Consider the following 26996-nt stretch of genomic DNA (forward strand, 5'->3'; position numbering starts at 1 on the left):
CTTGATCGGAGTCGAGGAGGCCGGGATGACTGGGCCGGGACGCAGGAGCAGTACCTTCACACGGCTGCTGCGGCACGGTTTCACCGATCCCTCCGCCGCCGAGCGGCTCCTCGAGAGCGCCGAGCTCTCCCCGGTGCGCAACGATCCCGTGCTGCTGGAGGCCCTCGGCCGGACCGCCGACCCGGATCTCGCCCTGCACGGGCTGGTACGGCTGCTGGAGGCGCAGCCGGGGGCCACCGCGCGGCGCGCGCTGCTGGACACGGTCACAGCCGCCAAGCCGTTGCGGGACCGCCTGCTCGGAGTCCTCGGCGCGTCCGCCGCGCTCGCCGACCACCTCGCCCGGCACCCGAAGGACTGGGAGGCGCTCGTCACGTACGAGCCGCGCGATCTGCATCCCGGGGTGGAGGAGTTCGAGCGGGGGCTCGCCGCCGCCACCGATCCTGTGTCGTTGCGGGTCGCCTATCGGCGGTGCCTGCTGGCCATCGCGGCGCGGGACGTCTGCGGGACCACGGACGTCGCCCAGGCCGCCGCCGAGCTGGCGGACCTCGCCACCGCCACCTTGCGGGCCGCGCTCGGTCTCGCGTGCGCCGCGGCGCCCGAGGACGCCGCGTTGTGCCGGCTCGCCGTCATCGCGATGGGCAAGTGCGGGGGGCACGAGCTCAACTACGTGTCCGACGTCGACGTCATCTTCGTGGGCGAGGCCGCCGACGGAGCCGATGAGGGCAAGGCCCTGCGGGCCGCCACCAAACTGGCCTCGCACATGATGCGGATCTGCTCCGAGAGCACCGTCGAGGGGTCCATCTGGCCCGTCGACGCCAATCTGCGGCCCGAGGGGCGCAACGGCCCGCTGGTGCGGACGCTCAGCAGTCACCTCGCCTACTACCAGCGCTGGGCCAAGACCTGGGAGTTCCAGGCGTTGCTGAAGGCCCGGCCCGTCGCCGGGGACCTCGCCCTGGGCGAGCAGTACGTCGCGGCCGTCGAGCCGCTCGTGTGGCAGGCCGCCGAGCGGGAGAACTTCGTCGCCGACGTGCAGAAGATGCGGCGGCGGGTCGTCGAGAACATCCCCGCCGCGGAGGTCGAGCGGGAGCTGAAGCTCGGGCCGGGCGGGTTGCGGGACGTCGAGTTCGCCGTGCAGCTGCTGCAGTTGGTGCACGGGCGGGCGGACGCCTCCCTGCGCAGCGGCACGACGCTCGACGCGCTGCAGGCGCTGGCCGCCGGCGGGTACGTGGGGCGCGCCGACGCCGTGCAGCTCGACGAGGCGTACCGCTTCCTGCGGTTCATGGAGCACCGCATCCAGCTGTACCGGCTGCGGCGGACCCACCTCGTTCCGGAAGGGGAGGCCGATCAGCGGCGGCTCGGGCGGTCGTTGGGCCTGCGCGCCGATCCGGTGGGCGAGCTGAACCGGGAATGGAAGCGGCATGCCGCGGTGGTGCGCAGGCTGCACGAGAAGCTGTTCTACCGCCCGCTGCTGGACGCGGTCGCTCAGCTTCCGTCCGGCGAGGCACGGTTGAGCAGTGAGGCGGCTCGCGAGCGGATGGTCGCGCTCGGGTACGCCGATCCGGCGGCCGCCTTGCGGCATCTGGAGGCGCTGGCGTCCGGGGTGACGCGCAAGGCGGCCATCCAGCGGACGTTGCTGCCGGTGCTGCTGGGGTGGTTCGCCGACTCCGCCGATCCGGACGCCGGGCTGCTCAACTTCCGCAAGGTGTCCGACGCCCTGGGCAAGACGCCCTGGTACCTGAGGTTGCTGCGGGACGAGGGGGCCGCCGCGGAGAACCTCGCACGGGTGCTGTCCGCCGGGCGGCTCGCGCCCGACCTGCTGATGCGGGCGCCTGAGGCGGTCGCGCTGCTGGGGGACGGCGACGGTGACGGCGGCGGGCTGGTGCCGCGGGGCCGGCAGCAGCTCGAGCAGGAGATACTCGCCACGGTCGGGCGCGCCGGGAACGGGCAGCAGGCGGTCACCGCGGCCCGCGGGGTCCGGCGCCGCGAGCTGTTCCGTACGGCCGCCGCGGACATCGTCAGCTCCTACGGCACGGAGACACAGCCCGCGGAGGCGGACCAGGGGGCCCTGGTCGACCGGGTCGGCTCCGCCGTGTCCGACCTGACGGCCGCGACGCTGGCCGGGACGCTGCGGGCCGTCGTACGGGACGGGTGGGGCGACACGCTGCCGACCCGGTTCGCCGTCATCGGGATGGGACGCTTCGGGGGCCACGAGCTGGGCTACGGGTCGGACGCGGACGTGGTGTTCGTGCACGAGCCGCAGGACGGGGTCGACGAGAGGGAGGCCGCCGATGCGGCGGGCCGGGTCGTCTCCGAGATGCGGCGGCTGTTGCAGATCCCCAGCGCCGATCCGCCGCTGCTGATCGACGCCGATCTGCGGCCCGAGGGGAAGTCCGGGCCGCTGGTGCGGACGCTGAAGTCCTACGAGGCCTACTACCGGCGGTGGTCGCTGGTGTGGGAGTCGCAGGCCCTGCTGAGGGCGGAACCCGTCGCGGGGGACGAGGAGCTGGGGCGGCGGTTCGTCGAGCTCGTCGATCCCTTGCGGTACCCGGCCGGCGGGCTGGGGGAGGACGCCGTGCGGGAGATCCGGCGGCTGAAGGCGCGGATGGAGTCGGAGCGGTTGCCGCGGGGGGCGGATCCCAAGCTGCACACCAAGCTGGGGCCGGGCGGGCTGTCCGACGTGGAGTGGACCGTGCAGTTGCTCCAGTTGCGGCACGGGGCGGAGGTGCCGGGGCTGCGGACCACCCGTACGCGGACCGCGCTGGCTGCGGCCCGGGAGGCCGGGCTGCTGTCGGAGGAGGACGCCGCCACCCTCGACGAGGCGTGGGTGCTGGCGACGCGGGTGCGGAACGCGGTGATGCTGGTGCGGGGGCGGGCCGGGGACACCTTCCCCTCGGACCCACGGGAGGTTGCCGCGGTGGGGCGGTACCTGGGGTACGGGCCGGGGCACGTCGGCGACATGCTGGACGACTACCGGCGTACCGCTCGGCGGGCGCGGGGGGTTGTGGAGGCGCTGTTCTACGGCGGGTAGCGCGGTGGGCGCGGGCGTGCGGGCGCGCGGGCGTCGGTGCGATGGGGAGCGGCGCTACGCGACGGGCCGCGCCGCACCGCCACGGCCCGCTTCCGCCGTCTCGCGGCTTTCCCGGGTGGGTGGCGGAGTCGGTTCGGCCGTCCCCCGGGCGCGGGTGAGCGCCACGCCTACGAGTACGACGGCCATGCCCGCGAAGACGCGGGGGCCGACGTTCTCGCCCAGGAGCAGGGCGCCCAGGGCCACCGAGACGACCGGCAGGAGGTAGCCGACGGTGGCCGCGGTGGTGGCGCCCTCGTCGGCTATCAGGCGGTAGTTGAGGTAGAAGGTCACGCCGGTGCCGAGGATGCCCAGGATCGTGACCGCCAGGAGTGCGGTGAGGTCGGCGTCGACGGGGCCCGCGGTGGGGAGGGCGAGGGTGGTCCAGCCGGTCGCCACGAGGAGCTGGGCCGCGGAGACGGCCAGGGGCGCCTGTGCGTCCGTGAGCTTGCGGGACATGTGGGCGAAGGCCACGGCGTAGCTCGCGGCGGCGGCCAGCAGGGCGAGGGCGCCCCAGGTGAGGAGGCCCGAGCGGTGCCAGGGGGCGAAGATCAACAGCGTGCCGGTGAAACCCAGGAGGAGGCCGGTGAGGCGGCGGCGGTGGAGGGGCCGGTCCGTGCCGAGGAGGAGGCCGATCAGGAGGGACCACAGGGGTGTGGTGGCGTTGAGGACGCCCGCGACGCCGGAGTCGACGGTCTGCTCACCCAATGCGAACAGGGCGAAGGGCACGGCGTTGCAGAACAGGGCGGCCACGGCCAGGTGGCCCCAGGTGGCGCGCGAGCGGGGCAGGCGCTGGCCGGCGTGGCGGGCGAGGACCAGCAGGGTCGCCGTGCCCAGGGCACAGCGGGCGATGGTGATCTGGGCGGGCGAGAGTCCGTGGTTGAGGGCGATCTTGATCCAGAGGAAGCCGGAGCCCCAGAGGAGGGCCAGTGCGGCCATGCGGACGGTGGAGGCGGGAGACATGGTTCTACAGTCGCGGGGACGACCTGTCAGGACAAGTGAAGAGTTCTGGAGGAACCGTTAAGCTGTGCTGCATGACACTTGATGTGCGGCGGATGCAGGTCCTGCGGGCCGTGGTCGGGAGCGGGTCGGTGACCGCCGCCGCCGCTCGGCTGGGGTACACGCCCTCCGCTGTCAGCCAGCAGGTCGCGGCGCTGGAGAAGGAGGCGGGGGTCGAGCTGCTGGAACGGGTGGGGCGGGGTGTACGGCCGACCGCGGCCGGGTTGGTGCTCACCGAGTACGCCGACGCGATCGGGCGGCAGGTCGCCGAGGCGGAGGCCGCTCTGGCCGACCTGGTCGCGGGGCGTACCGGGCGGCTCGCGGTGCGGTATTTCGCGACCGCGGGGGCCGGGCTCGTGGCGCCGGCGGTGGCCCGGGTGCGGGAGGCGCATCCCGGAGTGCGGGTCGAGCTGAAGCTGGCCGAGCCCGGGGAGGCGCTGGCGGACGTGAAGGAGGGGCGGGCCGATCTCGCCCTGCTGGTGCGGGCCGGGACGGGGGAGGGCGTACGGCTCGTGCCGTTGCTCGACGACCCCTATCTCGCCGTCCTGCCCCGCGGGCACCGGCTCGCCGGGCGGCGGAGCGTGCGGCTGGCGGAGCTGGCCGAGGAGCCGTGGGTCGGGAGCGAGTGGCCCGGGCCCTGCCTCGACGCCCAGCTCGACGCCTGTGCCGCCGCCGGGTTCCGGCCGCGGTTCGTGGTGGAGAGCGAGGACTACGTGACCGCCCAGGGGTTCGTCGCCGCCGGGATGGGAGTGGCGCTCGTACCCCGGCTGGGGCTCGGCACCCGGCATCCGGGGGTCGTCGTACGGGAGGTGCGGGACCCGGTGCCGGTGCGGGGCATCCAGGCGGCAGTGCGGGAGAGCGCACCGCCACAGACCGCGCTGGACCACTTCCTCGACGCGCTGCGGGCGACCGCCGGGGGAGTGCCGCCCCGGTGACGAGACCGTGTGCCGGGCCGCGCGAAGCGTTGCGTCGGCGGTCTACGCCGGGATGAGGACGGTGAGCCATTCCGCTTCGCGTGGCCGGTACCCGTAACGATTCATCAGGCCCGACACGATGGCCGGGACATGGCCGGCTCCGTAGACGATGGCCACCCGGATCGGCTCGGCGGCGCGCTCCGCGTGGATCTCGCCGAGCGCGTCGAGCAACCGCTGGTCGCGTCGATCGGTCAGCGCATGTCCCACAGGGTCGTCGGCCATCATCTCCGCCCGCAGCGTCGACGGCAGATCCTCGACCACCAGGTCCTCGCTCAGGAAGGCGCGGGGACCGCGCAGCGCTAACACCAGGCCCATCACCGGAGCCGCGACCATGAGGAGCAGGTACGTCGACCGCGGGAGCTTCTTCAGGTCCGCGATCGCCTCCGCCGCGGTCACATCGGGGTTGACGACCGGCACGCCCTCGGGAAGCACGAGCTCGTCGCGCTGCTCCTGCAGGCCGTTGCGCCGCCGACGTGGGGCGAACCGGTAGGCGAGCGTGAGGGCACTCGCCGCGACGGACTTCCCTCGGACTCCCTCGACGACTATGAGGTCGCACGCCCTGAGCCTGATACGGACCTGGGAGTAGAACGTCGGCGACGCCACGTGCAGCATCGGGAAGATCACGAACTCGAGTGGCGTTCCTGTCCGCCTCATGGTGATCACGGCAGATCGGACGGCATACCCGGTCACCTCGATGATCTGCATGATGTCCCCCGCGACCTCGAGCCGTCTGTCTTCCCGCCCGTGTGAGGACACGAGCCCACCCGGAGCGGCGGTTCCCTCCGCTTCCGGCCTGCCGACGGGAGCCGGGACGCGCGCGGCTGCCACCGGGTCCCCCTCCCCGAGGAGGCACGGCATGACCGGACATGGCCGAAGCCGAGGCCCGTCAGGCGTGAGCGCCGGTCACCTGTCCCGTCCAGGAGGCGGTCGACGCGGCGAGCGCCGGCCGTACCACCATCACTTCGTCCCGAGCGGTGTGCGGTCGATCAGCCCGTCGCCGTCGAAGCCCCGCCGGTCGAGGACACCGTCCCGCTCGGGGACGACGCGCGGGGAGGCTGGGCGTCGTCACTCGGGGCACCGCAGACCGACGCCTCAGCCACGCCCCGCGGACACTCCCTCCCTAGGCCTGGGTCGGCAGCAGTGGTCTGCTCGGCCTCTGTGCCGGTACCCGCTTCGGCAGGGCGTGCGGCAGGGCTCCGTACCAGACGCGGGCGACGGTGAAGCCGAAGGCGAGGCAGAGGACGCCGCCCACCGCGTCCAGCCAGAAGTGGTTGGCCGTGGCGACGATGACGACCAGCGTCGCCGCCGGGTAGAGCAGGCCGAGGACCCGGACCCAGGGGAGCGAGGCCAGGGCGAGGATCGTCAGGCCGCACCACAGGGACCAGCCGATGTGCATGGACGGCATCGCGGCGTACTGGTTCGACATGTTCTTCAGGTCGCCGGAGGCCATCGAGCCCCACGTCTGGTGGACGACGACCGTGTCGATGAACTGGTCGCCGTTCATCAGGCGCGGGGGTGCCAGGGGATACAGGTAGTAGCCGACGAGGGCCACGCCGGTGGTGGCGAAGAGGACCGTCCGGGTGGCCGCGTAGCGGCCGGGATGGCAGCGGTAGAGCCAGACAAGGACACCGAGCGTCACCACGAAGTGCAGGGTGGCGTAGTAGTAGTTCATGCCGACGACGAGCCAAGTCACCGAGTTCACGGCGTGGTTGACGGACTCCTCCACGGCGATGCCCAGCTGGTGCTCGGCCTTCCAGATCCAGTCGGCGTTCCGCAGCGCCTCGGCCTTCTGTTCCGGGACCGCGTTGCGGATCAGAGAGTACGTCCAGTAACTCACCGCGATGAGCAGGATCTCGAACCAGAAGCGGGGGCGGCGAGGGGTGCGCAGCCGGTGCAGGGTGCCCGGACGCGTCTCGGCCGTGACGGTGTGCGGAGCGGCCTCCTCACGGCCTTCCGGCGACGTCACGGTCGATTCACCCATGGACACAGAGTCTGCCAGAAAAGCCATCACCCCCGATCATCCCCTGGGCCCGTCCGACCCGCATGTTCTCCACCCGGGAGACCCCTACGGGATACGACGGACGCACCGGTCGTACGAGGCGAAATCCGCCCTACGGGCGATTGCGGTCACCGGGTGCCGAGGCCGTCGAGCCGCGCACGACGAGTTCCGGCATGAACACGAACTCGCTGTGGGGGGCCGGGGTGCCGCCGATCTCCTCCAGGAGCGTACGGACCGCCGCCTGGCCCATCGCCGGGACCGGCTTGCGGATCGTGGTCAGGGGCGGGTCGGTGAAGGCGATCAGCGGGGAGTCGTCGAAGCCGACGACGGAGACGTCCCGCGGGACCGCCAGGCCGATCTGCCGTGCCGCTCGTATCGCGCCCAGGGCCATCATGTCGCTGGCGCAGACCACCGCCGTGCAGTCGCGGTCGATCAGGGCCGTCGCGGCCGCCTGGCCGCCCTCCAGGGTGTAGAGGGAGTGCTGGACGAGCTCGGACTCGATCGTCTCCGGGCTCAGCGCCAGCTGGTCCTGCATCGCGCGGACGAAGCCCTCGATCTTGCGCTGGACGGGGACGAACCGCTTCGGGCCGAGGGCGAGACCGATGCGGGTGTGGCCCAGGGAGACGAGGTGGGTGACCGCGAGGGTCATCGCCGCGCGGTCGTCGGGGGAGATGAAGGGGGCCTGGACCTTGGGCGAGAAGCCGTCGACGAGGACGAAGGGGACGCCCTGGGCGCGCAGCTGCTCGTAGCGCTGCATGTCGGCCGTGGTGTCCGCGTGCAGGCCGGAGACGTAGATGATGCCGGCGACCCCCCGGTCGACCAGCATCTCGGTCAGCTCGTCCTCCGTGGAGCCGCCCGGGGTCTGGGTGGCGAGGACCGGGGTGTAGCCCTGGCGGGTCAGCGCCTGGCCGATGACCTGGGCCAGGGCCGGGAATATCGGGTTCTCCAGCTCGGGCGTGATCAGGCCGACCAGGCCCGCGCTGCGCTGGCGCAGACGGACGGGGCGCTCGTAGCCCAGGACGTCGAGGGCGGCGAGCACGGACTGGCGGGTGGTGGCGGCGACGCCGGGCTTCCCGTTGAGGACGCGGCTGACGGTCGCTTCGCTCACCCCCGCCTGCGCAGCGATGTCGGCAAGCCGTGTGGTCACAGGGGTGGACTGTACCGGCCAGGTGTCACCTTGCACACCAATCGGACGCCGTGGGCGACCTGTTGGACGGCCCGCCCGGGGCTGCTGCGTCATCGCGCTCCCTCGTGAAAGTGATGGCAAGAGCTTGCAGAGTCTTGCACAACTGCCCCGTGCCCTGCTCTGTGGCCGCTCAACCGCGTCAACAACGGTCTCATGGCGGTTGTCATCAGGTCACGCCCGGATAACTTCGGAGATCTCTTGCACTTTTTTTCTGCAAGGTCTTTCGCACCGCTTACATGGCTGTTACGTTCTCGTCGCCCGGCGGCCGCCGCAATGGCGCAGTCGGCAAGTCGACAGGACGGTGGACGGGACCGCTCCTGTAGCTACACGGGCTTTCACCCTCAAGGAGAACTCATGCGGCGTGGCATAGCGGCCACCGCGCTGGTGGCGTCCCTCGCCCTCGCGGCGACGGCCTGCGGCGGAAGTGACAGCGGCGACTCGGCCGACGGCCCGGTCACCATCACCTGGTGGGACACGTCCAACGCGACGAACGAGGCGCCGACGTACCAGGCCTTGATCAAGGACTTCGAGGCCGCCAACAAGGACATCAAGGTCAAGTACGTCAACGTCCCCTTCGACCAGGCACAGAACAAGTTCGACACCGCCGCCGGTTCCAAGGGAGCCCCGGACGTGCTGCGCTCCGAGGTCGGCTGGACCCCCGCCTTCGCCAAGAAGGGCTACTTCCTGCCGCTGGACGGCACCGAGGCCCTCGCCGAGCAGGACAAGTTCAAGTCCAACCTGATCGAGCAGGCCAAGTACGAGGGCAAGACCTACGGCGTGCCCATCGTCACCGACACGCTCGCGCTCGTCTACAACAAGGAGCTCTTCGCCAAGGCCGGCATCACCGCGGCCCCGAAGACCTGGGACGAGCTGAAGACGGCCGCCGCCACGATCAAGGACAAGACCGGCGTCGACGGCTACTGGGGCTCCACCCAGGCCTACTACGCCCAGTCCTTCCTCTACGGCGAGGGCACCGACACCGTCGACGCCGACGCCAAGAAGATCACCGTCAACTCGGCGGAGGCGAAGAAGGCGTACGGCACCTGGCTCGGCCTGTTCGACGGCAAGGGCCTGCACAAGGCCGACACCACCGCGGACGCCTACGCCCACATCCAGGACGCCTTCGTCAACGGCAAGGTCGCCGCGATCATCCAGGGCCCCTGGGAGATCACGAACTTCTACAAGGGCACCGCGTTCAAGGACAAGAACAACCTCGGCATCGCCACCGTCCCGGCCGGCTCCACCGGCAAGGCGGGCGCCCCGACCGGCGGCCACAACCTGTCCGTCTACGCCGGCTCCGACGAGGCGCACCAGAAGGCCGCGCTGAAGTTCGTCAACTTCATGACCTCCGCGAAGTCCCAGTCGGCCGTCGCGCTGAAGAACTCCACCCTGCCGACGCGCGACGACGCCTACACCGACCAGGTCAAGGCCGACCCGGGCATCGCCGGCTACGGCGCCGTCCTGTCCGCCGCCCAGCCGCGCCCGGCGCTGCCGGAGTACAGCTCCCTGTGGGGCCCGCTGGACACCGAGCTGCCCAAGATCGCCGGTGGCAAGGAGTCCCTGGACAAGGGCCTGAGCAACGCTGAGACCGCCATCGCCAAGCTGGTTCCGGACTTCAGCAAGTGAGTCCCGCGTGGCCGCCGGATCACCCTGCTCAAGGGGGGAGTGATCCGGCGGCCACCGGCCTGTGCCCGCGTAACGGCCCCACCCCCAGAGCCGCAGATCTTCCAGAAGGTGTCGAACCATGACAGTCGCCATCGACCGCGCGACCGGCAAGCGCCGCGGTGACGCGCCGCGGCCCGGGCTGGGCCAGCGCCTGAAGCACGGCTACCAGAAGCACTGGTACGCCTACGCGATGATCGCCCCGGTGATCGTCGTGCTGGGCGTCCTGGTGCTGTATCCGCTGGCGTACGGCCTCTACCTCACCCTCACCGACGCCAACAGCCTCAACACGGCCCGCACCATCGGCGTCAACGAGATCGAGGCCACCTACAAGTTCATCGGCCTGGACAACTACGCCGACATCCTGTGGGGCGAGACCTCCTACGACCGTTTCTGGTCGCACTTCATCTGGACGATCGTGTGGACGGCCGCCTGTGTCGCCCTGCACTACACCATCGGCCTCGGCCTCGCGCTGCTGCTCAACCAGAAGATCCGCGGCCGCACCTTCTACCGGCTGATCCTGATCCTGCCCTGGGCCGTGCCCACCTTCGTCACCGTCTTCGGCTGGCGGTTCATGCTCGCCGACGGCGGCATCATCAACTCCGGCCTGGAGGCACTGCACCTGCCGACGCCGCTGTGGCTGGAGGACACCTTCTGGCAGCGGTTCGCCGCGATCATGGTGAACACCTGGTGCGGTGTGCCGTTCATGATGGTCTCCCTGCTCGGCGGCCTGCAGTCCATCGACTCCTCCCTCTACGAGGCCGCCGAGATGGACGGCGCCAACGCCTGGCAGCGGTTCCGGTACGTCACCCTGCCGGGACTGCGGTCCGTCAGCTCCACCGTCGTCCTCCTCGGCATCATCTGGACCTTCAACCAGTTCGCCGTGATCTTCCTGCTGTTCGGCAACACCGCGCCCGACGCCCAGATCCTCGTCACCTGGGCGTACTACCTCGGCTTCGGACAGCAGCCGCGTGACTTCGCTCAGTCGGCCGCCTACGGCATCCTGCTGCTGGCCATCCTGATCGTCTTCACCTCATTCTACCGCCGCTGGCTGAACCGCAACGAGCAGCAGCTCGCGATCTGAGGCAGGAGTTCCCATGAGCACGACCACCGTCGAGACCTCCGCCGACGTGACCGAGCGCAGCCCGGCCGGCACCCCCGGGAAGACCCGGGGCCGCGGGAAGCGCGGGCCTCTGGTTTCCCTGGCCTCCCACGGCATCCTCACCGTCGCCGGCCTCATCGCGCTGTTCCCGATCGCCTGGCTGGTCTTCCTCTCCCTCGGCCCCGACAAGGACGACTACCTTCACCCCGGACGCATCTGGTCCAAGATGACGTTCGACAACTACTCGTTCGTCCTGCAGAACACGAACTTCTTCGACTGGCTGAAGAGTTCCCTGATCGTCTCGCTGGGCACCACGGTCATCGGCGTGCTGATCGCCGCCACCACCGGCTACGCCGTGTCCCGCATGCGCTTCCCCGGCTACCGGAAGTTCATGTGGGTGCTGCTGGTCACCCAGATGTTCCCGATCGCCGTGCTGATCGTGCCGATGTACCAGATCCTGTCGGAGCTCCAGCTCATCGACACCTACCTCGGCCTGATCCTCGTCTACTGCTCGACCGCGGTGCCCTACTGCGCCTGGCTGCTCAAGGGCTACTTCGACACCATCCCGTTCGAGATCGACGAGGCCGGACGCGTCGACGGCCTGACCCCGTTCGGCACCTTCGCGCGGCTGATCCTGCCGCTCGCCAAGCCGGGCCTCGCGGTCGCCGCGTTCTACAGCTTCATCACGGCCTTCGGCGAGGTCGCCTTCGCGACGACCTTCCTGCTCGACGACCAGAAGTACACGCTCGCCGTCGGCCTGCAGAGCTTCGTCAGCGAGCACGACGCCCAGCGCAACCTCATGGCCGCCACCGCGGTGCTGATCGCGATACCCGTCTCCGCGTTCTTCTACCTCGTGCAGAAGAACCTGGTGACCGGCCTGACCGCAGGCGGCACGAAGGGCTGAGACCCGCCCCGCCGGAGATCGACTCCCGCGCTCGTGAGAGCGCGGGTGGCGGCCGCGGTGTCCATCCGACCCCGCCGGCACCGCGGCCGCCTCATCATCCGCCGCCGAACACCCCAGACCCCCATGACCGCAACTCCGTTACCAAGGACGCCATGAGCCAGCAGCACTCCGCCGCCCCGGCCCCCACCTCCCGGCCCGCCTCCGCCGTCGCCACCGTCGCCACCGTCGCCCAGCGCCGCGACTGGTGGCGGGACGCGGTGATCTACCAGGTGTACCCGCGCAGCTTCGCCGACAGCAACGGCGACGGCATGGGTGACCTGGAAGGCGTACGCTCCCGCCTCCCCTACCTGCGCGACCTGGGCATCGACGCCGTGTGGCTCAGCCCCTTCTACGCCTCCCCGCAGGCCGACGCCGGCTACGACGTAGCCGACTACCGCGCCGTCGACCCCATGTTCGGCAACCTCCTCGACGCCGACGCGCTGATCCGCGACGCCCACGAGCTCGGCCTCAGGATCATCGTCGACCTGGTCCCCAACCACTCCTCCGACCAGCACGAGTGGTTCAAGCGGGCCGTCGCCGAGGGCCCGGGCTCCCCGCTGCGGGAGCGCTACCACTTCCGTCCCGGCAAGGGGAAGAACGGCGAACTGCCGCCCAACGACTGGGAGTCCATCTTCGGCGGGCCCGCCTGGACGCGGGTCACGGAACCCGACGGCACGCCCGGCGAGTGGTACCTCCACCTCTTCGCCCCCGAGCAGCCCGACTTCAACTGGGAGCACCCGGCCGTCGGCGACGAGTTCCGCTCCATCCTGCGCTTCTGGCTCGACATGGGCGTGGACGGCTTCCGTATCGACGTGGCGCACGGCCTGGTGAAGGCACAGGGACTGCCGGACCTGGGATCCCACGACCAGCTCAAGCTGCTGGGCAACGATGTCATGCCGTTCTTCGACCAGGACGGCGTCCACGAGATCTACCGGCAGTGGCGCACGATCCTCGACGAGTACTCGGGCGAGCGCATCTTCGTCGCCGAGGCGTGGACCCCGACCGTCGAGCGCACGGCCAACTACGTCCGCCCCGACGAGCTCCACCAGGCCTTCAACTTCCAGTACCTGGCCACCGAGTGGGACGCCGAGGAGCTGCGCTCGGTCGTCGACCGCACCCTGGAGGCCATGCGTCCCGTCGGCGCCCCCGCCACCTGGGTCCTGTCCAACCACGACGTCACCCGGCACGCCACCCGGTTCGCCAACCCGCCCGGCCTCGGCACACAGATCCGCACCGCCGGAGACCGTGAGCTGGGCCTGCGCCGGGCACGGGCGGCCACCCTGCTGATGCTGGCGCTGCCGGGCTCGGCGTACGTCTACCAGGGCGAGGAACTGGGACTGCCGGACGTCGTCGACCTCCCGGACGAGGTGCGCCAGGACCCCGCGTACTTCCGCGGCGCCGGCCAGGACGGCTTCCGCGACGGCTGCCGGGTGCCGATCCCGTGGACGCGCGAGGGCTCCTCGTACGGCTTCGGCGGTGGGGGCAGCTGGCTGCCGCAGCCGGAGAGCTGGGGCGAGCTGAGCGTGGAGGCGCAGGACGGCGTGCCCGGCTCGACGCTGGAGCTGTACCGCTCCGCGCTGGCCGTCCGCCGCGCCCAGCCGGACCTCGGAGCGGGCGACTCCGTCGAGTGGCTGCGCGCCCCCGAGGGCGTCCTGGCCTTCCGGCGCGGGGACTTCGTGTGCGTCGCGAACACGTCGGGGGAGTCGGTGCGGATCCCGTCGTACGGCCGTGTCCTCCTCGCCAGCGGCGAGGTGGCGGAGGCGAACGGCGAGGCGAAGCTGCCGGCGGACACGACGGTGTGGTTCACCACGGACTGAGACGGCCCGGACACGGCCTGACAGCCCGTCGCAATTTCCTGCATCAACTTCACACGGCCCGCTGCCTTTTCAGGCGGCGGGCCTTTAACATCTGCGTCACCGCAAGTTTGCTGAAAGATTTCAGCAAGTGCCTTCACCGTCGAAGGAACCCCACATGGCACGCAGATCCCTCTCCGGGGCCCTCGCCCTCGCGGCGGCCGCCCTTGTCATGACCCCGTCCGAAGCGCAGGCCTCCCCGCCCGGCACCAAGGACGTCACGGCCGTCCTCTTCGAGTGGAACTTCGCCTCGGTCGCCAAGGAGTGCACCAGCACCCTGGGCCCCGCCGGCTACGGATACGTCCAGGTCTCCCCGCCCGCCGAGCACATACAGGGCGCGCAGTGGTGGACGTCCTACCAGCCGGTCAGCTACCGGATCGCCGGACGGCTCGGGGACCGTACGGCGTTCCGCTCCATGGTGGACACCTGCCACGCGGCGGGCGTGAAAGTCGTCGTCGACACCGTCGTCAACCACATGTCGGCGGGGAACGGCACCGGCACCGGCGGCTCGTCGTACACCAAGTACGCCTACCCCGGCCTGTACTCCTCCTACGACTTCGACGACTGCACGAGCCAGATCTCCAACTACTCCGACCGCTGGAACGTCCAGCGCTGCGAACTGGTCGGCCTGGCCGACCTGGACACGGGCGAGGAGTACGTCCGCAAGACCGTCGCCGGCTACATGAACGACCTGCTGAGCCTCGGCGTCGACGGCTTCCGCATCGACGCGGCCAAGCACATCGACGCGGCGGACCTCGCGAACATCAAGTCCCGCCTGACCAACCCGAACGCCTACTGGAAGCAGGAGGTCATCTACGGAAGCGGCGAGGCCGTCCAGCCCACCGAGTACACGGGCAACGGCGACGTGCAGGAGTTCCGCTACGCCTACGACCTCAAGCGCGTCTTCAACAACGAGAACCTCGCCTACCTCAAGAACTACGGCGAGGGCTGGGGCTACATGAGCAGCGGCGTCTCCGGCGTCTTCGTCGACAACCACGACACCGAGCGCAACGGCTCCACCCTCAACTACAAGGACGGCGCGAACTACACGCTGGCCCACGTGTTCATGCTGGCCTGGCCCTACGGCGCCCCGGACGTCAACTCGGCCTACGAGTGGTCCGACGTCGACGCCGGCCCGCCCAACGGCGGCACGGTGAACGCCTGCTGGCAGAACGGCTGGAAGTGCCAGCACGCCTGGCCGGAGATCAAGTCGATGGTGGCGTTCCGCAACGCCACGCGCGGTGCGGCGGTCACCAACTGGTGGGACAACGGAGGTGACGCGATCGCCTTCGGGCGGGGCGCCAAGGGGTACGTCGCGATCAACCACGAGCCGGGCTCGCTGACCCGGACGTACCAGACCTCGCTGCCGGCGGGGACGTACTGCAACGTGCAGAACAACACCACGGTGACGGTGAACTCCAGTGGGCAGTTCACCGCCACCCTGGGCTCGAACACGGCCCTGGCGATCTACGCGGGCAAGTCGGGCTGCTGACCCCTGCTTCCAGGTGTCGCTCACGGAGCATCCGGCGCGAACCGCCCGTCGTGAACGAGCGGTTCGCGCCGGACTCCCAGGTGGGACCACAGGTCGGCGATGACGTCGTCGGAGGCCGAACCGCCCGTGAGTGTCGGGGAGTTGGGAATGAGACGTCAAGACCGCGGATGAAAGTTCTTACCGATGGTTTCAAGACTCTTGCTGTAAAGCTTTCGTCAGCGATACGGTCGCGCGGGGTCGGACCCACCTGAGCCGTAATCGCAAGGAGTTCCCGCCTGTGATACCGAGATGGCCGGCGCGTCGAAGGCGCCGTACCGCCCATGCCGGACGGGTCGCGGCCGTGACCGCCGCCGCGCTCGCCGCCGCACTCGTGCAGCCGCTCGCGGCCCGCGCGGACACCCCGCCTCCGCCCCCGTCGGACGCGCGGCTGGCCGCGGAGCCCGCCCGGCACGACGCCACCCGCGAGCAGTTCTACTTCGTCCTGCCCGACCGCTTCGCCAACGGCGACACCGCCAACGACAGGGGCGGCCTGACCGGTTCACGCCTGACGACCGGCTACGACCCCACCGACAAGGGCTTCTACCAGGGCGGCGACCTCAAGGGCCTGATCAAGCGCCTCGACTACATCAAGGGCCTCGGCACCACCGCCCTGTGGATGGCGCCCATCTTCAAGAACCAGCCCGTCCAGGGAACCGGCGCCAACGCCTCCGCCGGCTACCACGGCTACTGGATCACCGACTTCACCCAGGTCGACCCGCACTTCGGCACCAACGAGGACCTGCGGACCCTCATCTCCAAGGCGCACGCCAAGGGCATGAACGTCTACTTCGACGTCATCACCAACCACACCGCCGACGTCGTCGACTACGAGGAGAAGTCCTACGACTACCTCTCCAAGGGCGCCTTCCCGTACCTGACGAAGGACGGCGAGCCCTTCGACGACGCGGACTACGCGGGCACCGGGGACTTCCCGGAGACCGACGCCGACTCCTTCCCGCGCACGCCGGCCGTGCCCGCGCAGAAGAAGAACGTCAAGGTCCCGTCCTGGCTCAACGACCCGGCGATGTACCACAACCGCGGCGACTCCACCTTCGCCGGCGAGAGCTCCACCTACGGCGACTTCTCCGGCCTCGACGACCTGTGGACCGAGCGACCCGAGGTCGTCAGCGGCATGGAGAAGATCTACCAGCGGTGGGTCCGGGACTTCGACATCGACGGCTTCCGCATCGACACCGTCAAGCACGTCAACATGGAGTTCTGGACGCAGTGGGCCACGGCCCTCGACGCCTACGCGGCCAAGCGGGGCCGTGACGACTTCTTCATGTTCGGCGAGGTCTACTCCTCCGACACCTCGGTCACGTCGCCGTACGTCACCCAGGGCCGCCTGGACGCCACCCTCGACTTCCCCTTCCAGGAGGCGGCCCGCCAGTACGCCTCCCAGGGCGGCAGCGCCAGGAAGCTCGCCGCCGTCTTCGGCGACGACTACAAGTACACGACCGACAAGGCCAACGCCTACGAGCAGGTCACCTTCCTCGGCAACCACGACATGGGCCGGATCGGGTACTTCCTGAAGCAGGACAACCCGAAGGCCACCGACGCCGACCTCCTCGCCAAGGACCGGCTCGCCAACGAGCTGATGTTCCTCAGCCGCGGCAACCCGGTCGTCTACTACGGCGACGAGCAGGGCTTCACCGGCTCCGGCGGCGACAAGGACGCCCGCCAGACCATGTTCGCGTCGCGCACCGCCGACTACCTCGACGACGACGAGATCGGCACCGACCGCACCCACGCGAGCGACGCCTTCGACACCACCGCCCCGCTGTACCGGCAGATCAGGGCACTGTCCCAGCTCCGCAAGGCCAACCCGGCCCTCGCCGACGGCGTGCAGACCGAGCGGTACGCGGCGGACGGCCCCGGCATCTACGCCTTCTCCCGCACGGACGCCCGGACGGGCACCGAGTACCTCGTCGCCTTCAACAACGCCGGCGAGGCGCGGACGGCGACCGTCGCAAGCGGCTCGACGCACACCTCCTTCCGCGGGATCTACGGCACGTCCGGCGCCGTGACCTCCGACGCCGACAGCAAGGTCACGCTCACCGTCCCCGCCGGTGCGAGCGTCGTCCTCAAGGCGGCCGGCAAGCCCGCCGCGCCCGCCACGAAGCCGACGATCACCCTGAAGGCCCCGGCCGCCGGCGCCACCGGCACGGTCGAAGTGAGCGCGGACGTGGATGGCGGCCGGCTCAACCGGGTCGTCTTCGCCGCCCAGGTCGGCGACGGCGCGTGGCGGACGCTGGGCTCCGCCGACCACGCCCCCTACAAGGTCACCCACACCCTCGGCGAGGACGTCCCGGCCGGCACCGCGCTGCGCTACAAGGCCGTCGTCGTGGACGCGGCCGGGCGTACGGCGAGCGCCACCGCCGACAGCGTCACCGGCGCCCCGCCCGCCGAGGAGATCCCCACCGCCTCCTCCCGCGACTACGCGATCGTCCACTACAAGCGCGCCGACGGCGCCTACGACGACTGGGGCCTGTACGCCTGGGGCGACCTCGCCGACGGCGAGTCGACCAACTGGCCCGACAGCCACCCCTTCACCGGCCGGGACGCCTACGGCGCCTTCGCCTACGTCAAGCTGAAGCCCGGTGCCTCGAACATCGGCTTCCTCGTCATCGACGAGGACGGCGACAAGGACGTCTCCGCCGACCGCACCATCGACGTCACCAGGACGGGCGAGGTCTGGATCGAGCAGGGCAAGGAGACCGTCCGCACCGAGCGGCCCGACTACCCGGCGCAGGACACGACCAAGGCGGTCCTGCACTACCACCGGGCCGACGGGAACTACGACGGCTGGGGCCTGCACGTCTGGACCGGCGCCGCGCACCCCACCGAGTGGTCGAACCCGCTGAAGCCGGTGAAGACTGATGCCTATGGCGCTGTCTTCGAGGTGCCGCTCACCGAGGGTGCCACCAGCCTCAGCTACATCATCCACAAGGGCGACGAGAAGGACCTCCCCACCGACCAGTCCCTCGACCTCAAGGCCGGCGGCCACGAGGTGTGGCTCTTGAACGGCCAGGAGAAGCCCCTGCTGCCGCAGCCCGCGGGCTCCGCGGCCGCCGTCGACCTGACCACCTCCAAGGCGGTCTGGATCGACCGGGACACCGTCGCCTGGAACGGCTCCGACGCCGCCGCCTCCACCCAGCTGCGGTACTCCCGCACCGGCTCGATCAAGGCCGAGAACGGCACGCTGACCAGCACCGACGAGCGCCGGCTGCGGCTGGACAAGACCGGCCTCACCGACGCCCAGAAGGCGAAGTTCCCGCATCTGAAGGACTACACCGCCTGGTCCGTCGACCCCCGGGACCGCGACCGGGTCCGCGAGGCCCTGCGCGGCCAGCTCGTCGCCTCCCAGCAGGCCGCCAACGGCGCCGTGCTCGCGGCGACCGGCGTGCAGATCGCCGGAGTGCTCGACGATCTGTACGACGCGACCGGGGCGGACCTCGGCCCGACCTTCCACCAGGGCCGTCCCACCCTCGCGGTCTGGGCCCCCACCGCCCAGAGCGTGTCCCTGGAGCTGGACGGTTCGCTCAAGCCGATGCGCCGTGACGCCGCCACCGGCGTCTGGTCCGTCACCGGCTCGAAGTCCTGGAAGAACAAGCCGTACAGGTACGTGGTGACGGTGTGGGCGCCCAGCGTCCGAGAGGTCGTCACCAACAAGGTCACCGACCCGTACGCGGTCGCCCTCACCACCGATTCGAAGCAGAGCCTCGTCGTCGACCTCGCCGACAGGTCCCTCGCACCGAGCGGCTGGACCTCCCTGAAGAAGCCGAAGGCCGTGCCGCTCAAGGACGCCCAGATCCAGGAGCTGCACATCCGGGACTTCTCCGTCGAGGACAGGACGGCGAGCGACCGGGGCACCTACCTGGCCTTCACCGACAAGGACAGCGACGGCAGCCGGCACCTGAGGAAGCTGGCCGAGGCCGGCACCTCGTACGTCCACCTCCTGCCGGCCTTCGACATCGCCACCATCCCCGAGAAGAAGTCCGACCAGGCCACCGTCGACTGCGACCTGGCCTCCTACCCGGCCGACTCCGACAAGCAGCAGGAGTGCGTGGCGAAGGCCGCCGCCAAGGACGCCTACAACTGGGGCTACGACCCCTACCACTACACGGTCCCCGAGGGCTCCTACGCCACCGACCCGGAGGGCACCGCCCGCACCGTCGAGTTCCGGAAGATGGTGAAGGCGCTCAACGAGGACGGCCTGCGGGTCGTCATGGACGTCGTCTACAACCACACGGCGGCCGCCGGCCAGGCCGGCACCAGCGTCCTGGACCGGATCGTCCCCGGCTACTACCAGCGGCTCCTCGCCGACGGCTCGGTCGCCAACAGCACCTGCTGCGCCAACACCGCGACCGAGAACGCCATGATGGGCAAGCTGGTCGTCGACTCGATCGTCACCTGGGCCAGGGAGTACAAGGTCGACGGCTTCCGCTTCGACCTCATGGGCCACCACCCCAAGGCCAACATCCTCGCCGTGCGCAAGGCCCTCGACGGGCTGACCCTCGCGAAGGACGGCGTCGACGGCAAGAAGATCATCCTGTACGGCGAGGGCTGGAACTTCGGCGAGGTCGCCGACGACGCCCGGTTCGTCCAGGCCACGCAGAAGAACATGGCGGGGACGGGCATCGCGACCTTCTCCGACCGCGCCCGTGACGCGGTGCGCGGCGGCGGCCCCTTCGACGAGGACCCCGGCGTCCAGGGCTTCGCCTCCGGGCTCTACAACGAGCCCAACTCGTCGAAGAGCAACGGCACCCCGGAGGAGCAGAAGGCCCGCCTGCTGCACTACCAAGACCTGATCAAGGTCGGGCTCTCCGGCAACCTCGCCGGCTACCGCTTCACCGACACCGGCGGCAAGGAGGTCAAGGGCTCCGAGGTCGACTACAACGGCTCACCCGCCGGCTACGCGGACGCCCCCGGCGACGCCCTCGCCTACGCCGACGCCCACGACAACGAGTCGCTCTTCGACGCCCTCGCCTTCAAGCTCCCGGCGGGCACCTCCGCCGCGGACCGCGCCCGGATGCAGGTCCTCGCCATGGCCACGGCCGCCCTCTCGCAGGGCCCGGCGCTCTCCCAGGCCGGCACCGACCTGCTGCGCTCGAAGTCCCTGGACCGCAACTCCTACGACAGCGGCGACTGGTTCAACGCGATCCACTGGAGCTGCGCCGACGGCAACGGCTTCGGACGCGGACTGCCGCCGGCCGCCGACAACGCGTCCAAGTGGTCGTACGCGAAGCCCCTGCTGACCCAGGTCGCGGTCGGCTGCGCGCAGATCGACGGCGCCTCGGCCGCGTACCGGGACCTGCTGCGGATCCGTACGACGGAGAAGGCGTTCTCCCTCGACACGGCCGCGCAGGTGCAGTCGGCGCTCTCCTTCCCCCTGTCGGGGAAGGACGAGACGCCCGGCGTGATCACCATGCGCCTCGATGACCTGGTCGTCGTCTTCAACGCGACGCCCCAGGCGCAGAAGCAGCGGGTCGCCTCGCTCGCCGGGACCGGCTACCGCCTGCACCCGGTGCAGGCGGCGGGCGCGGACGCCACCGTGAAGACGGCGGCGTACGAGACGGCCGCGGGGACGTTCGACGTGCCGGCGCGCACCGTGGCGGTCTTCTCCCGCACGGACTGATCGAGAGTCGCTCACCCTGACCTGCGGGTTAGGGTGAGCGCTGTCGCCTAGCACAGGAGTGCCCATGCCGCAGATCACCGTCGACTACTCCGACCGGCTCGCCGACGACTTCGACCGGCCCGGATTCGCCAAGGCGCTGCACCGCGCCGTCGTCGAGATCGCGGCCGCGAAGCCACCGGCGTGCAAGACGCAGTTCCGGCGGACCGAGGACGCCACCGTCGGCCCGGACACGCAGGGGCACGCGATCGTCCACATCCATATCGGGCTGCTGGCGGGTCGCACCGAGGAGACCAGGGCCCGGCTCACCGAGGCGGTGCTGGAGTTGCTGCGGCAGCACGTCAAGCCCGCCGAGGGCCTCGCGCTGCACGCCTCCGCCGAGGTGCGCGACCTCGACCCGTCGTACCGCAAGTACGAGAGCTAGCCCCGGAAGCGTGACAGTTCAGCGAACGGCTCCTGCCGAACAGCAGGGTGCAACAGACTCATCCCCACGGCCTTCGTGCTGGGTGTGTGCGTTCCTTGGTCGGAGCACATAGTCAGCCGAAGGCCGCCTGCATGTACGGCAGTTACCAACCCGAGTGATCAAGTACGAGGCGCCGTTCGAGGCACCAGGTTAAAGATCAAGCTAGGACCTCTCCTGGGCGTGTCCTAGGAAGCGAGGGCGATGAGCCGGGTGACGAGCTCGCCGAACGGGCCGTCGGCCGGCTCTCCGCCCAGGACGGGCCGCAGCAGCGTGCGCAGCTCCTCGTCGTGGGCGGCGCTCACGGCGGTGAGGGCGGCGAAGTCCTGCACGAGCTGCACCTCCAGCTCCTCGCGCGGGATGCGCCGCCCGTCCAGCCAGATCAGCGCCGTCGACTCGGCGAGGGAGATCCAGGAGCGGACGACCAGTTCCAGACGTGCGGGCGGGTCGGTGATCTCCAGGTGCGACAGGATCTGTTCGTAGGCGGCCTGGCGCACGGAGTCGATCAGCGCGTTCGTCGTGGAGGAGCCGACCGCCGGGCCGCCGCGCATGAGGGCCGAGAAACCGGGCCCGTGCTCGTCGACGAAGTCGAAGTAGCGGCGCATCACCCGCAGCAGCCGCGCCCCCAGCGGCCCCTCGTGCGGCTCGGCGAACCGGCCCGCCAGATCCTGCGAGGCGCGCCTCAACGCGGCTTCGTACAGGCTGAGTTTGCCGGGGAAGTAGTGGTAGACGAGCGGGCGCGAGATGCCGGCGGCCGCGGCGATCTCGTCGATGGAGACCTCGTCGGGGGAACGGCGGGCGAACAGCTCGAGGGCGACGCCGATCAACTGCTGCCGCCGCTCCTCCACTCCCATTCTGCGGCGAACCCCGATAGTCATACGAACACCCTACCGATCGAATCCGGACGCGAAGTACGGGATCGGCCACGGGATTCGTGCCGGCGGAACGGCCTACCGCAGCCCGCTGATCGACCGCCCGTTCTCCAGCGTTCCCTTCAGCTCCGCCTGGGCCCCCTGCTTCGTCGGTACGGCCAGCAGGTTGCCCTCCGCCGACCCGCTGACCCCGCCCGTCGCCCGCACCGACTCCGTCCTCCTGTCGCCGGCGGCGAGCAGGTACCAGGAACCGGCCTTCGACTTCCACAGCACTCCGGCCAGCACGTGCGGATCGCGCGGACCGCACGCCGGTACGTCGCCGGCCTTCGCCACGACCGCCCCGAACAGTCCGCCCGGCGTCTGGAACTGGGCCAGCACCCGCGTCCCGTCGCCCCGCCAGGTCTCGGCCCGCGTGCACACCCAGGCGCCCGACCCGCTCTCGTCGGGCAGCGACTGCCGCGCGTACCCCCACGCGTTGACCGTGCGGACGCCCTGTCCGCGCACCTCGCCCAGCGAGCAGGCGAACGGCGCCCAGGTGCGCAGCGCCTCCGCCCCCGTCGCGTCCTTCGTCCTGCCCGGACGGCCCGCGGTCAGCCGGGCGGGAACGAGCTCACCGAGGTCGCTCACCAGGTAGGAGCCCGAGGCGTCGGTCAGCTGCAGCACGTTCCACGTGGTGCAGGCGCCGGCATGGGTGGCGGGGCTGGCCAGCGGTGAGGTCATGCCGTCGGTCAGGGTCAGGTCCATCAGCCCGGCGCCGGGCTTCGACAGGTCCCGCTCGGCGGCCTTCCTCACCCAGGGCGCGGTGAGGTAGCGGACGTTGCCGTCGGTCCGGTCCAGGACCACCGCGGACGCCTCCGCACCGGTCGCTCCGTCCACGCGCGCGAAGTCCAGGGCGGCCCCGGCGGTGCCCTCCTTCGGCTCGGCGTAGCGGGCGATGCGCAGGCCGTCGTGGAGGACGACCACGCGGGCGGTGTCGACCTCGCCCGCGAACAGGAGCTGGGGCGGCCCGGAGGGGCCGCCGGTCGGGGTGTCGGGGGTCGCCGAGACACGGACGGTCCCGCCGGGGCGGGCCCAGACGGCGAGGGCGCGGCGCAGCAGCGCGCTGTCGCCGGTGAGGTCGCCGCGCGCGGGCCAGACGGAGAAGTCGGTGCGGGCGGAGGTCTTCCAGGCGGCGGGGGAGACCTTCACCAGCCGCCCCGGGTCGAGGGCGGCCTCGGCGGCCGGGTTCCGCGCGTACACCGGGGCGGCCGCGCCGTCGGGCCCCCAGCCGTCGCCGGGCAGCGCGACCAGGGCGCCGCACACGGCGAGCGCGGCCGCGGCGGCGAGCGCGGCCCTGGTGTGCCGGCGGCGGCGCATCAGGTCGGTGGGCCGGACCTGGAGGAAGCACGGGTCGAACTCGGAGGAGTCGAGCAGCGCGTACCGCGCGGGGACCGTGTCGGCCTCGCGCAGGGCCGCGGCGACCTCGTCGGCGCCGACCCCGGCGCCGGTCAGCACCTCGCGCACATCACCGTCGGGGAGCCTCTCCAGGCCGCGCAGGACGTAGGCGGCGCGGGCCGGTCCGGGGAGGGCGCAGAGCCGCTGGTCCAGGGCGAGTTCGTCGGCGCCGCCGGAACGGGGGAAGAGGCGCAGCCCCCACACCTGGGGCAGCAGCGGCGGCAGTTGCGCGCGCTTCGGCCACGCCCGCCGTTTCAGCGGCAGGCCTGCCTCCAGCGCCGTGCGCACGACCTGGAGGCGGACGTAGGCGTAGCCGGGATCGCCGTCGCGGGCGGTGGACTGGGCCGGGATGACGGGGGCCGCGGCGCGGCCGCGGGGCAGGGCGCGCTGGGCGAGGGCGTGGGCGGTCAGAACGCGGCGGCCCCGGCCGAGGTCCGGCGGCAGCACCAGGTAGGCGAGCCGGACGAGGCGAGGGTAGTGCTCGACGAGCGCGGCCTCGGCCTGCTCGACGTCGACGACCCGGTCGGCCGGGAAACCGGGTGCGGGGCGCGGGGCGACATCCTGTGACTGCACGCCCAGTAGAACGAGCGAACCGGTGGATGGTCACCGGCCGTACGGGTGGGTCAGTCCGCCGGCGCGACCAGCTCCCGCGCGTAGTTCGCCATCGAGCGCTGATAGCGGGGCAGGTGGGCGGCGAGTGCCTCGAGGACGAGGGAGAGGCCCTCGCGGTCACGGCCCAGACCGGACAGGCACAGGGCGAGTGTGGCGCGGACCGCGTCGTCCAACTCGTCGGAGGGGGCGGCCAGTTCGGGCGTGAGCAGTTTGACGCCCTCCTCCGGCTGCCCGATGTTGCGCAGCGAACTGGCGAGCTGGATCCTGGCGCGGCGCCCCTTGTAGCCGTCGAGACCGCGGGCCAGCGCCTCCCGGTACAGCGGGACCGCCTTGTCCGAGTGGCCGGTCGAGTCCCAGGCGCAGGCCTGTTCGAACGGGCCGAGCGGGCTGCCGTCGGGCAGTTCGGCGACGAGCGCGTCGATCACGGCCCTGAAGTCGGGCGCCGCCTCCTCGGTGTAGGTGCCGAAGCGGGCCCAGGCGGCGGTCACGCGGTCTTCCCAGTCTTGGTCCACCGGCCCACCTTCGCACGCGTGCCCCTTCGGTGGCAGCGGTATTTTGAGCGGACCGCGCGCGGGAGCCGTATCCACGACGAGGCTCTTGCAGGGAGGACTGATGAAGGTGACCCGATCGATGCTCGCGGTGGCCGGCGCCGCGGCGGTGCTGGTGCTGACCGGTTGCGGCGGCTCCGACGGGGGCACGAAGGCCGTCCCCGAGACGGCCACCGGCAGCCTCGAGCAGCTGGCCGCCGAGGCGAAGTGCACCCCCAACATGCAGATCGACGCCGACGAGATCCGCCAGGCGGTCTGCAAGGACGCCGACGCCAAGTTCATCCTGGCCACCTTCGCCACCGACCGCGGCCAGCGTGAGTGGATCAACGGCGCGAAGGACTACGGCGGCCACTACCTCGTCGGCCGCAAGTGGGTGGCCGTCGGCGAGACCACCACGATGACGGCGCTGCAGAAGAAGCTCGGCGGTGACATCGAGGAGGGCACGGACCACTCGGCGCACACCTCCGACGAGCCCTCCGCGGGCGCCACGCACTCCGGTCACTGATCCCGGACAGCACGAAGGCCGGCGGTGAGGATTCCTCACCGCCGGCCTTCGGCGTCCGGTCAGACCGTCGGCGTCACGTGCACTTCCTGCCGGTGTTGATGCAGTTGACCATCTTGTTCATCAGGTTCGGGGAGAAGAAGTTGATGAAGTCGTTGTGGTCGGTGATCGGCTTGTGCAGGTTCTCCGGGAAGGAGTCCACCGCGTACGGGTTCACGACCTGGCCGTTCTGGATCTTCGGGGCCGGGACGTTGTAGACCAGGCGGACCTGGAGCTGGGGGATGGCCTTGAAACCGTTGGCGCAGGTGCCGTCGGCCCGGACGAACGACACGTGCGTGCGGTGGTTGGCGCTGTCGATGTTCTGACCGTCCCAGCAGCTCTGGAAGGCGGTCGTACGGACCACCTGGCTGCCCTGCGGGCAGATCGGGTACTTGTCCTTCAGCTGCACCTTGTTCTCGAAGCCGGTGCAGCTCCAGTTCACGTTGGCGTTGGCGTTGCCGTTGACGAAGGCCTTGGCGTCACCGGTGATGATGCGCAGGGCCGTCGGCATCGCGACGACCTTGCCCCTCTTGTTGCCGACGAACTTCAGCTGGGCCTGGACGGGCTGGAGGATCCGGCCGACGTTGCCCTCCTTGCCGCCGCCGTCGTTGTTCTGGTCGAAGTCCTGCGTGCCGTCCTGCAGACGCAGCACCGGCCAGAAGTACGAGGACTTGTCGCCCTGGTTTCGGCAGCTGGTCTCGGCCGCCGCCAGCTCCTGGTCGCTCGCGAAGGCGTCGTTGCTCTGGTTGCCGACGTAGTCGTGCAGGTGGTGCGCGCCGTTGGTGACACCGGGGGCCACGATCACGTTGTCCGTGTTGTGGTTGTCGTTGCCGTTGGTGCCGCAGTTCGTGGTGAAGGTGCCCCGCGAACCGCTCCTGCCGTTGGCGGCGAGACCGTTCTGGCCGACGCCCAGCTGGGCGTTGCCCTGGACCTTGGTGATGTCCACGAAGTCGGCCGCCACCGGGCCGTTGCCGCCCTGGCCGCCGTTGCCCTGCTGGCCGCCGTTGCCCTGCTGGCCGTCGTTGTTCTGGCCGCCGCCGTTCTGCTGGCCGTCGTCGTTCTGACCGCCGTTGTCCTGACCGCCCTCACCGGCGTTGGTCTGGTTGGTGGTCTGCGTCGTGCAGCCGGCGAGCTGGCTCAGCGAGCTGTTGAACTGTCCGCCGGCGCGCTGGATGTTGATCCGGATCCGGTCGATCGTGGCGGTCCGCTTCGACTTGAGGGGGCCGACGATCGCGTTCTGCACGAACCCGGAGTCGTTCGCCTGGGCCTGCCGCGTGGAGGCGAGCCGGGTGTAGGCCTCGGTGATCTGCTTGTCGAGGTTGGCCAGCTCCGTGGCCACGCCCTGGCGGGCCCCGTTCGGCACGTTCGTCAGCTTCTGCCCCACGTCCGGGCAGGAGATGGTGGCGACCTGGGCGGCTGAGCCCGCGGCCTTGGTCGCGTTCCTTCCGGAATCCGACTCGTGCGCCGAAGCGTAGAAGTTCGCCCAGATCAGCCCGCCCCCGCCGAGCGCTAGGGCCGCCGAAGCTGCCACGGCCTTCGTGGCCATAGACGAACGGCGTTTACGTGTGTTGCGTCCCATGG

The 26996-nt window shown here is 70.8% G+C and carries 18 protein-coding genes; 10 read left to right on the forward strand and 8 right to left on the reverse strand.

Annotation, left to right across the window (positions count from 1 at the left end; genetic code table 11):
- Positions 1 to 25 precede the first annotated feature (25 nt).
- Positions 26 to 3028, forward strand: a complete 3003-nt coding sequence (locus ACIHAR_RS05445; RefSeq protein WP_400017144.1) for a bifunctional [glutamine synthetase] adenylyltransferase/[glutamine synthetase]-adenylyl-L-tyrosine phosphorylase — start codon at positions 26 to 28, stop codon at positions 3026 to 3028.
- A gap of 54 nt (positions 3029 to 3082) precedes the next feature.
- Here ACIHAR_RS05445 and ACIHAR_RS05450 read toward each other — a convergent pair whose 3' ends face one another.
- Positions 3083 to 4027 carry a DMT family transporter gene (locus ACIHAR_RS05450; RefSeq protein WP_365473106.1) on the reverse strand — a complete coding sequence of 315 codons (945 nt, stop codon included), beginning with the start codon at positions 4025 to 4027 and terminating at the stop codon, positions 3083 to 3085.
- 92 nt (positions 4028 to 4119) lie between these two features.
- Between ACIHAR_RS05450 and ACIHAR_RS05455 the strand changes: the two genes are divergently transcribed.
- Complete coding sequence (locus ACIHAR_RS05455) at positions 4120 to 4998, forward strand: LysR family transcriptional regulator (RefSeq protein WP_400017390.1); 879 nt, start codon at positions 4120 to 4122, stop codon at positions 4996 to 4998.
- 42 nt (positions 4999 to 5040) lie between these two features.
- Here the strand turns inward: ACIHAR_RS05455 and ACIHAR_RS05460 are convergent, their stop codons facing one another.
- The 3 genes from ACIHAR_RS05460 to ACIHAR_RS05470 form a co-directional block, all read right to left on the reverse strand.
- Positions 5041 to 5691, reverse strand: a complete 651-nt coding sequence (locus tag ACIHAR_RS05460) for a hypothetical protein (RefSeq protein ID WP_365473103.1) — start codon at positions 5689 to 5691, stop codon at positions 5041 to 5043.
- Positions 5692 to 6157: 466 nt separating this feature from the next.
- Positions 6158 to 7018, reverse strand: a complete 861-nt coding sequence (locus ACIHAR_RS05465) for a phosphatase PAP2 family protein (RefSeq protein WP_400017146.1) — start codon at positions 7016 to 7018, stop codon at positions 6158 to 6160.
- Positions 7019 to 7148: 130 nt separating this feature from the next.
- Entirely contained in the window at positions 7149 to 8183 is a 1035-nt protein-coding gene (locus tag ACIHAR_RS05470; protein ID WP_365460936.1) for a LacI family DNA-binding transcriptional regulator, read from the reverse strand.
- A gap of 393 nt (positions 8184 to 8576) precedes the next feature.
- Here ACIHAR_RS05470 and ACIHAR_RS05475 point away from each other — a divergent pair, with 393 nt between their 5' ends.
- From ACIHAR_RS05475 to ACIHAR_RS05505, 7 genes are all read left to right on the forward strand, one after another.
- A complete protein-coding gene (locus ACIHAR_RS05475) occupies positions 8577 to 9848 on the forward strand; it encodes an extracellular solute-binding protein (protein WP_365460938.1) in 1272 nt (423 codons plus the stop codon).
- Between the two features lie 118 nt (positions 9849 to 9966).
- Complete coding sequence (locus ACIHAR_RS05480; protein ID WP_365460940.1) at positions 9967 to 10968, forward strand: sugar ABC transporter permease; 1002 nt, start codon at positions 9967 to 9969, stop codon at positions 10966 to 10968.
- 13 nt (positions 10969 to 10981) lie between these two features.
- Positions 10982 to 11890: a sugar ABC transporter permease gene (locus ACIHAR_RS05485; RefSeq protein ID WP_365460942.1), complete on the forward strand. Its 909-nt coding sequence runs from the start codon at positions 10982 to 10984 to the stop codon at positions 11888 to 11890.
- A 152-nt stretch (positions 11891 to 12042) separates the two neighbouring features.
- Positions 12043 to 13746 (forward strand): glycoside hydrolase family 13 protein, encoded by a 1704-nt coding sequence (locus ACIHAR_RS05490; protein ID WP_365460944.1) that lies wholly within the window; start codon positions 12043 to 12045, stop codon positions 13744 to 13746.
- 154 nt (positions 13747 to 13900) lie between these two features.
- Complete coding sequence (locus ACIHAR_RS05495; protein WP_365460946.1) at positions 13901 to 15274, forward strand: alpha-amylase family protein; 1374 nt, start codon at positions 13901 to 13903, stop codon at positions 15272 to 15274.
- A gap of 277 nt (positions 15275 to 15551) precedes the next feature.
- Entirely contained in the window at positions 15552 to 20951 is a 5400-nt protein-coding gene (gene pulA / locus ACIHAR_RS05500; RefSeq protein WP_400017150.1) for a pullulanase-type alpha-1,6-glucosidase, read from the forward strand.
- A 64-nt stretch (positions 20952 to 21015) separates the two neighbouring features.
- Complete coding sequence (locus tag ACIHAR_RS05505; protein WP_365460950.1) at positions 21016 to 21372, forward strand: 5-carboxymethyl-2-hydroxymuconate Delta-isomerase; 357 nt, start codon at positions 21016 to 21018, stop codon at positions 21370 to 21372.
- A gap of 224 nt (positions 21373 to 21596) precedes the next feature.
- Here ACIHAR_RS05505 and ACIHAR_RS05510 read toward each other — a convergent pair whose 3' ends face one another.
- The 3 genes from ACIHAR_RS05510 to ACIHAR_RS05520 all read right to left on the reverse strand — a co-directional run bounded on the left by ACIHAR_RS05510 (position 21597) and on the right by ACIHAR_RS05520 (position 24838).
- A complete protein-coding gene (locus ACIHAR_RS05510) occupies positions 21597 to 22286 on the reverse strand; it encodes a TetR/AcrR family transcriptional regulator (RefSeq protein WP_365460952.1) in 690 nt (229 codons plus the stop codon).
- Between the two features lie 72 nt (positions 22287 to 22358).
- On the reverse strand, positions 22359 to 24287 hold the full coding sequence (locus ACIHAR_RS05515; RefSeq protein ID WP_365460954.1) for a hypothetical protein: 1929 nt from the start codon (positions 24285 to 24287) through the stop codon (positions 22359 to 22361).
- 50 nt (positions 24288 to 24337) lie between these two features.
- Positions 24338 to 24838 (reverse strand): tetratricopeptide repeat protein, encoded by a 501-nt coding sequence (locus ACIHAR_RS05520; protein ID WP_365460956.1) that lies wholly within the window; start codon positions 24836 to 24838, stop codon positions 24338 to 24340.
- 100 nt (positions 24839 to 24938) lie between these two features.
- Here ACIHAR_RS05520 and ACIHAR_RS05525 point away from each other — a divergent pair, with 100 nt between their 5' ends.
- Positions 24939 to 25379 (forward strand): hypothetical protein, encoded by a 441-nt coding sequence (locus ACIHAR_RS05525; protein ID WP_365460958.1) that lies wholly within the window; start codon positions 24939 to 24941, stop codon positions 25377 to 25379.
- 73 nt (positions 25380 to 25452) lie between these two features.
- Here ACIHAR_RS05525 and ACIHAR_RS05530 read toward each other — a convergent pair whose 3' ends face one another.
- Positions 25453 to 26994: a DUF1996 domain-containing protein gene (locus ACIHAR_RS05530; protein ID WP_400017154.1), complete on the reverse strand. Its 1542-nt coding sequence runs from the start codon at positions 26992 to 26994 to the stop codon at positions 25453 to 25455.
- Positions 26995 to 26996: the final 2 nt, after the last annotated feature.

The sequence above is a fragment of the Streptomyces sp. NPDC052016 genome (genome assembly GCF_044548445.1).
In the GTDB taxonomy this organism is placed as follows: domain Bacteria; phylum Actinomycetota; class Actinomycetes; order Streptomycetales; family Streptomycetaceae; genus Streptomyces.